The organism is Sulfitobacter sp. 1A13679 (assembly GCF_043557115.1).
Classification (GTDB): Bacteria; Pseudomonadota; Alphaproteobacteria; order Rhodobacterales; family Rhodobacteraceae; genus Sulfitobacter; species Sulfitobacter faviae.
In genome coordinates this window covers 39,798-51,969 of sequence record NZ_JBIFFO010000010.1, presented here as the reverse complement: position 1 = coordinate 51,969, position 12,172 = coordinate 39,798, and the positions used below count along the sequence as shown (strand labels likewise).

General features: G+C 59.4%; 12 protein-coding genes. 6 read left to right on the top strand and 6 right to left on the bottom strand.

Annotated features, from left to right (window positions below):
- Nucleotides 1–185: 185 nt before the first annotated feature.
- The gene (locus tag ACGYLA_RS09650) at nt 186–524 is read right to left on the bottom strand and encodes a DUF736 family protein (protein ID WP_065331505.1); all 339 of its coding nucleotides are present in this window, start codon (nt 522–524) and stop codon (nt 186–188) included.
- Between the two features lie 1,238 nt (nt 525–1,762).
- On the opposite strand from ACGYLA_RS09650, the gene ACGYLA_RS09645 reads away from it, so the two are divergent.
- Together ACGYLA_RS09645 and ACGYLA_RS09640 are read left to right on the top strand one after the other, a co-directional pair.
- Entirely contained in the window at nt 1,763–2,944 is a 1,182-nt protein-coding gene (locus ACGYLA_RS09645) for a Fic family protein (RefSeq protein ID WP_152467152.1), read from the top strand.
- A gap of 92 nt (nt 2,945–3,036) precedes the next feature.
- The gene (locus tag ACGYLA_RS09640; protein WP_394432130.1) at nt 3,037–3,423 is read left to right on the top strand and encodes a hypothetical protein; all 387 of its coding nucleotides are present in this window, start codon (nt 3,037–3,039) and stop codon (nt 3,421–3,423) included.
- 124 nt (nt 3,424–3,547) lie between these two features.
- Here ACGYLA_RS09640 and ACGYLA_RS09635 read toward each other — a convergent pair whose 3' ends face one another.
- The 5 genes from ACGYLA_RS09635 to ACGYLA_RS09615 all read right to left on the bottom strand — a co-directional run bounded on the left by ACGYLA_RS09635 (nt 3,548) and on the right by ACGYLA_RS09615 (nt 7,675).
- On the bottom strand, nt 3,548–4,270 hold the full coding sequence (locus ACGYLA_RS09635) for a TniQ family protein (protein WP_238368764.1): 723 nt from the start codon (nt 4,268–4,270) through the stop codon (nt 3,548–3,550).
- Entirely contained in the window at nt 4,207–5,088 is an 882-nt protein-coding gene (locus ACGYLA_RS09630) for a TniB family NTP-binding protein (RefSeq protein ID WP_152467199.1), read from the bottom strand. Before ACGYLA_RS09630 ends, ACGYLA_RS09635 begins: the two co-directional genes overlap by 64 nt.
- A 1-nt stretch (nt 5,089) precedes the next feature.
- Entirely contained in the window at nt 5,090–6,724 is a 1,635-nt protein-coding gene (locus ACGYLA_RS09625) for a Mu transposase C-terminal domain-containing protein (protein WP_152467153.1), read from the bottom strand.
- Between the two features lie 307 nt (nt 6,725–7,031).
- Complete coding sequence (locus tag ACGYLA_RS09620) at nt 7,032–7,196, bottom strand: hypothetical protein (protein ID WP_156178419.1); 165 nt, start codon at nt 7,194–7,196, stop codon at nt 7,032–7,034.
- A gap of 59 nt (nt 7,197–7,255) precedes the next feature.
- Nucleotides 7,256–7,675 carry a hypothetical protein gene (locus tag ACGYLA_RS09615; RefSeq protein ID WP_053079185.1) on the bottom strand — a complete coding sequence of 140 codons (420 nt, stop codon included), beginning with the start codon at nt 7,673–7,675 and terminating at the stop codon, nt 7,256–7,258.
- Between the two features lie 188 nt (nt 7,676–7,863).
- Between ACGYLA_RS09615 and ACGYLA_RS09610 the strand changes: the two genes are divergently transcribed.
- From ACGYLA_RS09610 to ACGYLA_RS09595, 4 genes are all read left to right on the top strand, one after another.
- Entirely contained in the window at nt 7,864–8,364 is a 501-nt protein-coding gene (locus ACGYLA_RS09610) for a sigma-70 family RNA polymerase sigma factor (protein ID WP_197089316.1), read from the top strand.
- A complete protein-coding gene (locus ACGYLA_RS09605) occupies nt 8,361–9,125 on the top strand; it encodes an anti-sigma factor (protein ID WP_047997998.1) in 765 nt (254 codons plus the stop codon). The genes ACGYLA_RS09610 and ACGYLA_RS09605 overlap by 4 nt, the downstream gene beginning before the upstream one ends.
- Nucleotides 9,126–9,239: 114 nt before the next feature.
- Complete coding sequence (locus ACGYLA_RS09600) at nt 9,240–10,055, top strand: extracellular solute-binding protein (protein ID WP_132998138.1); 816 nt, start codon at nt 9,240–9,242, stop codon at nt 10,053–10,055.
- 889 nt (nt 10,056–10,944) lie between these two features.
- Nucleotides 10,945–12,129 carry a sulfite oxidase gene (locus ACGYLA_RS09595; RefSeq protein ID WP_132998139.1) on the top strand — a complete coding sequence of 395 codons (1,185 nt, stop codon included), beginning with the start codon at nt 10,945–10,947 and terminating at the stop codon, nt 12,127–12,129.
- The last annotated feature ends 43 nt before the right edge of the window (nt 12,130–12,172 follow it).

Here is a 12,172-nt window from a genome sequence, read left to right as displayed (position 1 = left end):
GTATGTGACCGTTCAGAACCGCGGGGTCATGCTGCCCTGAGCAAGGGTGGTGTAGGACTTATGAAGCTCGCAATGTTGCCCGCAATAGGCTGCTTCGGGGCTTCATATTTCGTTCGTTCACTCAAACCGCTGTCGTTCCCAGGAACAAGAAAAAACCAGACCGCCGGAGCGGTCTGGCCGTTGGCTTAGGCGGCGTCTTTGGGGCCCCAAGGGATGACAGCCTGCAGGGACAGATCGTCCTGGTTTGCGGCCTTGCCGAGGTTGGCGTTGAAGCCGTGGTCGCGGATGGTCAGCGTGTAGTAGTCGGCGCCGGTCTCCTTGTTCTGCTTCTTCCAGATGCCGCCGCACTCGACCAGCTTGCCGCGCGGGGAGCGGCCGAGGACGCGGTGCGTGGGGGCCATCGGGTTCGTGCTCGCGACGGGTTCGACCGTGATGTCGAGGTCGAAGGTCAGGGTCGAGATGGAGCCGACGCCCTTGGCGGTTTCGATGTCGGTGCTGGTGAATTTAATGCAGTTCGTGGTCATTGCTCTTCTCCTTGTTTGCATTGCAATGATGGTCACCTTGCAGCTGGCCAAGGCCCGGCCACACCGAAGGCGAAGCGTAGCGGAGAGGGGCAGGCGCCGGTCTTTTTGGCGCGCGAGGAATGACCCGTAGGGTCAGGGGAAAAAGATCGGCGACAACCTTTGTGGACGGGACGACAGCTGCGACCAGCATGTCATGCAGAGCAACACATCGGGAGAAGTGCGGTGGCCGCGAAGGACACCCAGGTGAACAGCCGATGAAACTGCCGGGGGCGGTGTCCTTTCTGCCCTCTCACCCCGAGCCGCAGCCGGACGGGTTCGCGCTTTGCCGAGCCTTGCCTAACGTGGCGCGACCGCTTGCCCGTGGTAAGTTGGTCGAGTGAGGTGCCATCTGGCTGAGCGATTTCAAGCAGACCGCCGTGGCATCTGCACCGGGCGCGGGTCATCCCGATTTCGGACCAACCCTCTTCGGCATCCCAATAGTTTGCGATTTTTTACATCGCGTCCAACACCGACCCTCTGCCAGCTTTGGCCAGAGCGATCCGGCGGTTGTCGAAACTCCTTTGCGGTCAATGATGGCAGAACAGCATGTCCGGCAAAGCGAGGACTAACACCGGCTGACACGGGAAAAACGAGACTATTGAAGCGACCCGCCCCGCCCCAGCGACCGTTACCGAATGGCCGAGATGAAGCGTTGCCACGACCATGCGACGGCTGGTCGGGCTGGCTCCGGAGGAGACGGCACGGCCAGCGGTACGTCGCAGGGAGAGGCAGCGTTTCAGCTCGGGGAGGGCGGCTGCATGCAGCCGACCGAGTAGGGCGCGGTCCTGACCAAAGGGCAGGATGATTTATGGACAACAAGCACCCACGAATTCCGTTCGCCGATTTGATGAAACTAACCCCGACTCGGAATGTAACAGATACGACCTTTGGCCTTCTTCAGCCATCCGAGTTGTCGTGCGCGTAGCTGCCATATCGCGTAGGACGCCCGTAATGCGGGCCAATGAGCCGAAAGGTCTCGATTGGCGACTCGTGATCGATGGTGTTCTCTGGAAGAGGCTATTCCGCACAGGCATCGGGAAGGATTCCTGCAACCGAGAGCAGTAGGAAGCTGCCATGAACCCGCTCATATTGCCACTGACCTACTCTCACCACGTTAATTAAACCCGCTTATCTTAGCCTACCCACTATTTAAGCGAAGCCCGTATTGCTTAAATAAAAGAGGGGCATCATAGTGAGCTATGACCGATTCAGACCCCAACCAACGCCTTGGCCGCTTTGTCGAAACCCCCGTTGCAGGAGAGACGGTCCGCGCCTTCGTACCACCTCCCCTGCCTCCAGTCCCAACAATCGACGTACTGGGGCTTCTCGACCGACTCAGCCTCGCGGAGCGCGCCTTAGGGCGGCTGGATGGCATCACGATGCTTCTGCCGCGCCAGGAACTGTTCCTCTATATGTATGTCCGCAAGGAGGCCGTACTTTCCTCACAGATCGAAGGAACGCAATCGACGCTGACAGACCTGCTGCGTTTCGAGACCGAAGCACAGGCGGGCCAGCCAATCGATGACATCCGCGAGGTCTCGAACTACGTCGATGCCATGATGTACGGGTTGGAGCGCCTCGAAGACTTGCCACTGTCCCTGAGGCTAATCCGCGAGATGCATGCGCGTTTGCTGCAAAGCGGACGTGGCGGCACCAAGGACCCCGGGGAGTTTAGGCGCTCCCAGAACTGGATCGGAGGGACACGTCCCGGTAATGCGCTGTACGTTCCACCCCCCGTCACGGAACTGGACAATTGCCTCGGCGCGTTTGAACGCTTCATGCACGACGACCAGTCCCGCCTTCCTGCTCTCATCAAGGCAGGACTGCTGCACGTCCAGTTTGAAACCATCCACCCTTTTCTCGACGGCAATGGCCGCATCGGCAGGTTGCTGGTAACATTGTACCTCTGCGTCAATGGGGTGCTGCAAAAGCCTCTCCTCTATCTGAGCTTGTTTCTTAAGACGCATCGCGCTGATTACTATCGCCTGCTCCAGGAGGTTCGTGAGCATGGTCAGTGGGAGGCTTGGCTTGACTTCTTCCTCGCTGGCGTGGCGGATACGGCAAACCAGGCATTTGATGCCGCCACGCGGATTGTTGACCTGTTTAAGGAGGATCGCGAGCGCATTTCAGCGCAAAGCGATCGCGCCGGTTCGTCACTGCGTATCCATGAACTGTTCCAGCAGCACCCCTTCCTGACCGCGAACCAACTGGTCGAGTACACCGGTCTGTCGGCTCCGACGGTGAACGCGGCCCTCGCCGACCTCCAACGCTTCGGAATTCTTGAGGAGATTACTGGGAGGAAGCGGGGGCGTGTTTTCAGCTATCGCGCCTATCTGACCATCCTCAGCGAGGGTACCGATCCGCTACCCACCACTGCCTAGAGAAAGGTGCGATGACAATTGCCATTCGACCATGAATGTCAATCGTGGCTGGGTTGCTCCCCTACAAGTTCGGGCAATGGCTCGGCGTGCCCATGACTCTCAAACTCGTTCCAATAGATCATGGCGAACTCTGCCACGGCTGGGCGTGGTCCATCGATGATGAGGACGCACTCGCCGAACAGGTTGCACGTATAGTTCTCGGCCAATATCGCCACGTCGCCAAGATCCTGAGCGGTGCGGGGGTGCCGGGACCTGCTGCCAATGCCGAGCAGGCGACTGCAGCGATCAAACAACTGACGTTGGCGGAGGGTGACGATCCTTGGCACCGTGATGGCTGGCTGTTCCAGGCGATATCGTGGATCGCCGCGCACCAGCAGCCTGCCGCTTCGCTCACCCGGATGCCTCATATTCGCAAGGCCGATGTCGCGTTTCCCTTAAATCTGAGACGAGACGCTTTCGGCATTGAGTTTTGCCTTTAATTGCGAGATTCGGCTGTCATGGGGCCTTTGCTTCTCGCGTGCCTTTGCGCGATGTGATCGACCGCGGCTAGCAATCGATGCTCCTTCTCGAAGGCGCGCAAGAGAGCAACCTTGGCAAAGTCGTCTATGGCGGAGCTGACGATGGCTGCCTTAGCCAAGGATGAGATCGCGCGGCGGCGATTGCGGCAAGGCACAACAGCCTCACTTCCGGTCTGTGGCTCTGAAGAGCGAACAAGGGCTCCCCGTGGCAGCCCTTAAGTGACATGGCAAAGGTGACTGCGCGCATTGCGCGCCGAAGTTGCCTGGGGCCTTGCGATCGCGCGGCGCATTCAAGCATCCCTGCCCCGCGGCGCGCTCGGTATATCAGTTTGTCGGATATTGGTTCGTCACCGGCTTTGCCGAGGGTCTGCACAAGTCTCGTCCCGCAAACCCGACAGTCGAATGCCCAGGCCCGCCTCCAATGCCTGAGCGAAAGGCCCTCTCGGGAGCATTGCAGACAATGCTGGAATGGCATCTGGGCCGTCAGCGATGCTTCTCGTGGCGTCATTGCCGGAAAGGTCAAAGATCGCACGACATCTGGGGCGACCCGTGCGGCATTGGCAATCTTCTCTGCCGCAGCCGCGTCGATGCTGAAGTCCAAGGCGGTGCCATGCGTGGTATCGATTTCGATATGAGCCAGCAGTTCCGCGTCATTACAGTAGTTGGCCGCAGCCAACCGAGACAACCAACCTGACAACAACTCGTCTGGAAGCGGTGCGACAGTCTTTGGCAGCGGTCGCAGCGTCACACGCCGGTCTTCTCGAGCCGCCGATGGGCGTTCGCATGGCGCGACCAAACCGGCGTCCATTTTGCGATTGCGTCATCGGTGATGCATTCCTCACCGGTGACAATGGCCTCGATGGAAAGATCCTTGACTAGGGCGAAAATGCGCGAGGTCACCCCACCGGTCAGTGCAAGTATCTGCTTGAGCGACTTGACCTTCAGATTGGATTTTTTGTTGAGGGGCATTGCCGCGATGAGTGTCTGGATCATATCCGAGAACTCGGCATCATCGCGCCAGTTTGGCAGGTGATGTTCGTCCAGCCGCCTGGCAAGTTGGATATCACCACGGATGGCATCGACAGCCTCGCTGACCCCGAGGCAGACCAGCGACACTTCGAGTTCATTGCTGAGATACCGCAGAACATTGAGAAAGCGTCGCTGTTCGCGGTGGGTCCCGGCCAAAAGGTTGTGAACCTCGTCGATCATGATCATCCGCAGGCCAAGGTCACGCAGTAGCGCGATGACACGGACTTCGAGGGAAGCCACATTTTGAGCGCGGGCGCTCAGTGCCGTCGCCGGGGCGCCAACGGCGGCCAGGATATGCAGGTAAAACCGCCGTTCATCAGGTGCGGGCGGCGCTTGCAACAGCAGAAGCGGTGTGCGGGTGATGCCTGATGCCGGATCGTATTCTGGTGCGTACTTGCGCGACAGGTTTCGGGCAATCATCGTCTTTCCAATCCCGGAGGCGCCATGCACAAGAAGCCCAGGCATACGGGTTTGTCGTGGCGCTTCGATCATGCCCTGCAAGCGGTCCAACACCTGTTCCGCCCGTGGAAAGCCGATCCAGATATCCGATTGAATGAGGGCGATCCGGCCGTCTTCTTCAGTTGTCCCTGCCCTCAATTCACCATCTCTCCACCTTGAACAATGGGCGCGATGTATCACCCGTATCGATCGCGCGCAGCCCTTCGGTTGACGAGACGGCCGAGTTGGCGCTCTCCAATGTCCCTTTTCTTTCACGGGATCGGCGTTCGGCCTTCGTCAGGCCCCGGCTTTCAGTCTCGATCTGGCGTTGCTGGCGGATCAGCTCAGCCAGAACCAGCTCATTGGACCCGGACTTGCCAAGGGCCCGAGCCCTCCTCATGGCTTCGCGATATTCCCAGAGTGGCACGGGCGGAATTTCCAGATTTCTGTACCGCGCCTCAACAAATCGGCCATCGTCCAGTTCGACCCAGATCATTGAGATATCACGAGGATCGTAGCGAACGACCACCTTTCCATCCCCGCGCCCGATGTGGCCTGCAAGGGCATCGGACCAGTACCGTATCTGGAACAGATGGATGCCGTCACGCCTGATCTTGCGCAGTTCGCTCGGCAGGAAACTCACCTGAAAGGCTTCGATATCAAATGGGATATCGCCCGTCATTTGTTCTGAGAGCGCCTCCCATTTGGCAACGGGCGTGCAGCCAAGACTTGAATGAATGCTGTTGTTGTAACGGCAGATTTCCAAAGCAAACCAACGATCGAATTCGCTCAACGTCATCGTGGCCATGCCTTCGGCATCATAGTCGCCCTTGGTCGTGACCGAGGATTGCGTTGTGCCCGGCAGGAGGTGAACCGCCCCCATCATCGTCCCGATCAAACGTTCGATGTGACCTCCGAAGTGAGGACTTCCCGGCGGTCGATAGACCAGATCGATCCCCCATTCCGCACAGGCCGACCGAAAGGCCCGCGACCGGAAATCGCGGCCATTGTCGACATGGACACTCTGCGGTTTGCCTTGTGCGGGCCAAGGAATATTGCACGCCAATTCCGTCAGAAGTTGCGCCTTGGGGGCAACCGCCTGTGTCAGGCAAAGCGCCACAGACAGACGCGAAGGAGCCTCAAGAGAAGTGTAGTATCCGGTTACCATCCGCGTTGCGATGTCGATCGACAGCGTGACCCAAGGCCGGCCAATTGCTTGGCGCTCAAAACTGTCGACAAGAATAATGTCTGCGGGCGTATGGTCGATTTGCACGATTTCCAGAGGATGATTTGCCTTGTTTTCACCCGTGACCGGCGCAAACTTCTGGCGGGCCGCCTTTGCGCCCTCTCGTGCCTTCGCAACTTTGCGGGCATTCATTGCATCCAGACGACGCTGAACCGTCCGCCGCGTCGGTGGCTGCAGGCCCTGTTGCCAGCACGCGCTGCGGATTTCTGTCACGACGCGCGACAGGCTCGAACGCTCCCGGCGCAAAAAATAACGGCGAAGGTGCTCTTCGATCACCGCTTCGACTTTGCTGGATATCAAGATCGTCCCGGTCGGGCGGCCCCGTTTCCGCGGCGTCAGAGCGCTGGTGCGCCCACCCTCTTCCGCCAACCGCTTTACCCAACGCCAGACCGTCGCCCTGCTGACACCAAGCTCCCAAACGGCGTCATTGATGCCACTTTCCAGACTGCCAGTCCCTTTGAGAAAGGCCTGAACAAGGGGACGCAGCACCGCGGCCCTGCGCGCTTCTTCAGCACCAACGGCAACGTAGTCTTCGCCATCATCATCCATCGATATTTGCCGCAAATGTCTGTGAACCCTGTCTCAGGTTTAAGAGCAAAAATATCGGAATTAAAGGCAAAATCTCATATTTAAGGGCAAAGCACAGCTGTTGATTTCGTTGGATTTCTCATCTCACAATTAAGGGCCACGTGACATGCGGCAAACATGCCGTTCGACATCTGCGCATATCCTGGAAGCAGTCATTGGATTTTGCCTGGGCTGATGCGAAGTGTATGGTTTCGTCCTCATCTATTTGACTGTCGAAAAGCTCTGCTTACTCACAGAATTGAGTTTGCCTAGATTGGAGGAGGTGTAATTAGTTCAGATGTTCGACATCATTCGCCGCGTCATTCAGTGGCTCGTCCGAAGCATCCTCATAGAGCGCGGCAAACAGCGCGAAGGCGACGGCCGCCGCTATGCCCGCCAACGGGATCCAATGCCATTTTTTCGATTTCTCGAAGTCCGGTTCCTGGTTCGACATATTGCACCTCCAAAAAAACGATCTGGCCGGGCGATGCGAAGAGCGCCCGGCCAAAGGGATCAGTCGTCGATCGAAATCGGGCTGACCAGCGGGCCGCCATCGACAACCACCGGCTTGTCGTTCGCAACGCTTCCGGGTCCGAATTCGTAGACGCCGAGTTCGCCATCATCGACGTGCAACATCGCGATGACTTTGTCTCCGTCATAGTCACCGGTCAGCGGAACGTAGACATTTTCGGTCATGCCAGCCTTGACATAGGTATGCCCGATCGAGGCCGGAACGACCGGCTTGCCGTCCTTGATTGCGTGGATCACGACCCAACCATCCGCGGCGGCGGTCACGGACTTGACCACGACGGCGTGGCTCAGTTCCTGCTCTGCGGTTTCGAGCGCGTTGGACACGTGGCCGTCAGCGAGGGCGACGGACGCAGTGGCGGTCAGGACCGCGATTGTGGCGATAACTTTCTTCGTAGCGTTCATGAGAACTCTCCTTTGAATTCGGTTGGAGCGCCGCTTTGGGCGGAGCTTGCAAGGTTCACGACCGACAGCCTGGAACCCTTCCCAAGTTTTTGTTCACGAACCCGTGATCGACAATTTTCAAAAGATTTCCGGGAATAATCCGGCGACCGCGCGCGTTACTTATGTGAATGCATGCAAACGGAGGCAGCGTGCCGACCCATCACGCCCTTGCCCAAGAGGCCGACGCCATGAAGCGGTACGCGATCACGCTGACGCGCGACGTGCACACCGCCGATGACCTGGTGCAGGATTGCATGGAACGAGCCTTGCGCAAGTGGACGCTGCGGCGCGCAGGTGTCCCCCTGCGGGCCTGGCTGTTCACGATGATGCGCAATCTGCATGTTGATGGGTGGCGGCAGGCGAAACGACGTCAGACGGAATCGCTTGAGACCATGACATCACCGCCCGCGATACCGCCGACCCAGGAAAACCATGTCGAGTTGAACCGGTTGTTGGCGCGCGTCATGTCTCTGCCCGACGATCAGCGTGTGGCTTTGATACTGGTCAGCGTTGAAGGCTTCACCTACCGAGAGGCCGCTCAGACGCTTGGCGTCCCAGAAGGCACGATCCTGAGCCGCGTAAGCCGGGCCCGCGCCGCTTTGCGCGGGGCAACGGCTGAGACGGCCCCAAGACTGAGGAGCGTGACATGACAAGCGCGCCGAAGGATATTCGTGAAGAGGATCTTGTCGCCTACGTGGACGACGCCTTGCCGCCTGATCGGAGAAAACAAGTCGAAGCCTATCTGAATGACACACCAGAAGCCGCCCGTCGGGTGGAAGCCGACATGGCCATCGCCCGCGATCTGCGCCATGCCTTTGCGGGGCTGGTTGCCGATCATCCGATGGCGACGCTGCCGGTTGCCGAACGGCGCAGGCACATGCCGTTGGCATGGGTTGCGTCAGTTGCGATGGCGCTGATGATAGGCGGTACGGCAGGTTGGGTCCTGCGCCCCGACACAGCCCCGCAGCCGATGTCGGGCCTTGTGGCCGAAGCCTTCGCCGCACATCGGACTTTCGTTGTCGAGGTCGCGCACCCGGTCGAGGTCGGGGCGGAGAACAAGGGCCATCTGGCCACTTGGCTGACCAATCGGCTGGATCGTCCGTTTGCTATCCCCGACCTGCGTGTCGTGGGTCTGTCGCTGGTCGGTGGGCGGCTCCTTCCCTCGCCCACCGAACCAGCGGCACAATTGATGTACGAAGACGGCAACGGTCAGCGCCTGACGCTCTATCTGCGACGCGGCAGCGAAGGCGATCCAAGTTTCCGATTTGCCGAAACGGCCACCGAGCAGGCGTTCTACTGGAGCGACACCGAGTTCGCCTACGCCCTGACCGGTGCTTTGCCGCGCGCGCGCCTTCTGGAAATCGCTCATTTGCTGCAGGCTCAGTTCGAGGATCCAGGCGCGCCAACCTGATCTCACGGAAGCGTGATCATAAATTCGGGAAGGGTTCTGGATGTCGGCGCGTCAGTCTTGTGAAGGCCGCCCGCAATCGGTGGAGGCCGATCCACGACCCTGACAGGAGATACCATGCGACTGACAACGCTTTTCACCACCACAATCCTTGCCGCCGCCCCGGCATTCGCCGACACCGCAGCCGACCGCCGCGGTGATACCGCGTTCAACGATCCATCTATCGAACACGCGCCGCAAGACGGCGTCGTAAAGCTTTACGGCGCGGGTGGTCCGCACACGGCATTCCGCAAGGTCGCAGCCGTCTTTGAAGAGCAGACGGGAACCTCCGTCGAAGTGATCGCGGGCCCGGAATCGAAATGGACCGCAGACGCCCAGGCCGACGCCGACATTCTTTGGGGCACATCCGAGCAGTCGATGACAGCCTTCCTGCTGACCTACACGGCCTTCGATCCCGCGAAAGTCGAGCCGATCTACCTGCGGCCGACCGTGATCGCAGTGAAGGCCGGCAACCCGCTGAACATTGATGACTTCGATGACCTTCTGGCCGACGGGGTGCGGGTTGTCGTGACCGAGGGCGCAGGTGTCTACAACACCTCCGGCACCGGCACATGGGAAGACGTAGCGGGCCGTTTGGGGAGCCTCGATGACATCTCCGGCCTGCGACGCAATATCGTGGCCTATGCGCTTGGATCGGGTGCCTCCTACGGGGTCATCTCAAACGGTGACGCCGACGCTTGGATCACCTGGCCCAATTGGCCGATCACAAAGGACGACCTCGACATGGTCGAACTGTCTGAGGATCGTGTGATCTACCGCGACGTGAATGTAGTGCTTTCGCCCGATGCCGATCCGGAGGCGCAAGCCTTCCTTGACTTCCTCATCACGGATGAAGCGCAGGAACTCATGGCAACCGAAGGCTGGCAGCGATAGTGCGGTTGATCCGACAACTTTCGCAACATGCGGAATAAACCAACGTGATTGGACGTTTTGTCTTTAGGCCCCGCTGCTTAGCCGGGGCCTAAAGGACTTTCGGAACGTGAGATGCTTGATGACACAGCCCTGATTGCCCGGTGACGCCGAACGGACTTCAGTCCTCCCCGCAAGGCCGAACACCGGTTCACGGTCTGCGCCCTGTTCCTGACCCGGAAGTTTTATTTTCGTGAGCTTTTCGCCATCGGAGCGGCGACCGTCTGAGCGGTCGCAGCGGCGTGTTTCTCAGATATAGAAATAGGACGGTGCCAGCGTCGAAGGCGCTGCTGCCGTGGTTCAGCTATCTGGAAGTCGCGCGATGGCGGGCATCTATTTCCGGACAAACTGCGTAGCCGTGCGGTTTCTCAATTACGTGGCGCCGACTGCGCTGACACGGCACCTGACCGCATCCATCGATCTTGATCCGTCGCAACGTTCTGACCCTGCCCCTCGGTTGAATACAACATACGGGTCTTCCCAGGGACTTTCGGCAGTGGTTATTCTTGTATTGCGCGACGGCTCCTACGCTTTTCCATCCGACAACCCTGCCGGTTATGGCTCTGATCTGTTGGCGCAGCCTCCGGGAGCCGTGCGCCCCCCATATCCAACTGACTGAGCATCGGAACCGCACGACCCCAATTACCAAAATGGGTTATCCGGCAAGCAGAGCGGCCGCACAAGCGGGCACCGTCCTTTGGCCAGCCGACCCGGCCACGTGCATCCACTTATTTGGGGCTTCGCGAATATTTTTCCGTTCCGCGGGAATAAAATGCATCCCCAACACGTTAGTCACGCATGAAGCTGCTGCATACCGTGGAGTGCAAATGCTTCGAACCACGGGAGGAAAGACATGAAAATCATAGAAAACGTAAAGCGTCGGCATTTCCTGATCGGATCAGCGGGCACGATGGTGGCTGCTGCAGTCGGGGCACCGGGGATGGCGCAATCAGACGGGGAGCCGTTGCCAGATTACGTCGCATGGAAAGACGCCGAGGACATGATCGTCCATTCCAAGCAGACGCTTGAGACGAAGCGCGCCGCGCAAGGTTCGGAGCTGATCACGCCCAGTACCGAGCTTTACATACGCAATAACCTGCCCGCCCCACCCGACGAGATCGTCGCAGATCGCGATGCCTGGGAGGTCGAGATCGACGGGGTCGCGAACCCGGGTAAGATGACTGTGGGCGAGATGAAGACGCTCGCGGTCGAAACCGTGGTTTGTGTGCTGCAATGCTCGGGCAACGGGCGCGCTTTTTTCGATCATGAAACCAGCGGCTCGCAGTGGTCGGTTGGTGCTGCGGGCAACGTGGTGTGGACCGGCGTGCCGGTGCGCGCCGTGATTGACGCGATGGGCGGTGCGAATGCGGGCGCCGTGTTCCTGACCGGTACAGGTGGCGAAGAGATCCCCGAAGGTCTTCCACCCGAGACGATCCAGGTCGAACGGTCGGTTCCAAAGGCCGCGATGGATCAGGCTATCCTGGCGTGGGAGATGAACGGTGAGCCTTTGCCCCTCGCCCATGGGGGCCCCCTGCGGCTGGTCATTCCGGGGTATTATGGCGTGAACAACGTCAAGTATCTCAAACGTCTGGCAATGACGGCCGAGGAATCGCCCAATAAAATCCAGCAAACCAGCTATCGCGTGCGCCCCGTGGGGGTAAAGGGCGATCCCTCTCAGCCGTCGATGTACGAGATGGCCGTCAAATCCTGGATCACCGGCCCTCTGATGGATGCGGCGACCGGCAAGGTGCAGGTCCACGGCGTCGCCATGGGCGGTGTCAGCGGTCTGGACAAGATCGAGGTGTCCACCGACGGGGGGCAAAACTGGGCAGAAGCGCAGTTCCTTGGCCCGGACCTTGGCCCCTATGCATGGCGGCCATTCGTGCTGATCACGGAGCTGTCCGAAGGCACACATATGCTGGCGAGCCGTGCCACCAACGAAGCGGGCGTTACCCAACCCGAGTTTTTTCCGCCCAACGAACGGGGTTATGGCAATAACGGCTGGCGCGCCCATGCCGTCGACGTGACTGTCAGCTGAGCTGACTGATCGGCGGCATCCTCTGCCGCCGGTTTGACAACAA

Excerpts from the sequence above, each read along its gene's own strand:
- ACGYLA_RS09650 (WP_065331505.1), bottom strand. The coding sequence starts at position 524 with ATGACCACGAACTGCATTAAATTCACCAGCACCGACATCGAAACCGCC.
- ACGYLA_RS09645 (WP_152467152.1), top strand. The coding sequence starts at position 1,763 with ATGACCGATTCAGACCCCAACCAACGCCTTGGCCGCTTTGTCGAAACC.
- ACGYLA_RS09640 (WP_394432130.1), top strand. The coding sequence starts at position 3,037 with ATGACTCTCAAACTCGTTCCAATAGATCATGGCGAACTCTGCCACGGC.
- ACGYLA_RS09635 (WP_238368764.1), bottom strand. The coding sequence starts at position 4,270 with ATGGACGCCGGTTTGGTCGCGCCATGCGAACGCCCATCGGCGGCTCGA.
- ACGYLA_RS09625 (WP_152467153.1), bottom strand. The coding sequence starts at position 6,724 with ATGGATGATGATGGCGAAGACTACGTTGCCGTTGGTGCTGAAGAAGCG.
- ACGYLA_RS09620 (WP_156178419.1), bottom strand. The coding sequence starts at position 7,196 with ATGTCGAACCAGGAACCGGACTTCGAGAAATCGAAAAAATGGCATTGG.
- ACGYLA_RS09615 (WP_053079185.1), bottom strand. The coding sequence starts at position 7,675 with ATGAACGCTACGAAGAAAGTTATCGCCACAATCGCGGTCCTGACCGCC.
- ACGYLA_RS09605 (WP_047997998.1), top strand. The coding sequence starts at position 8,361 with ATGACAAGCGCGCCGAAGGATATTCGTGAAGAGGATCTTGTCGCCTAC.
- ACGYLA_RS09600 (WP_132998138.1), top strand. The coding sequence starts at position 9,240 with ATGCGACTGACAACGCTTTTCACCACCACAATCCTTGCCGCCGCCCCG.
- ACGYLA_RS09595 (WP_132998139.1), top strand. The coding sequence starts at position 10,945 with ATGAAAATCATAGAAAACGTAAAGCGTCGGCATTTCCTGATCGGATCA.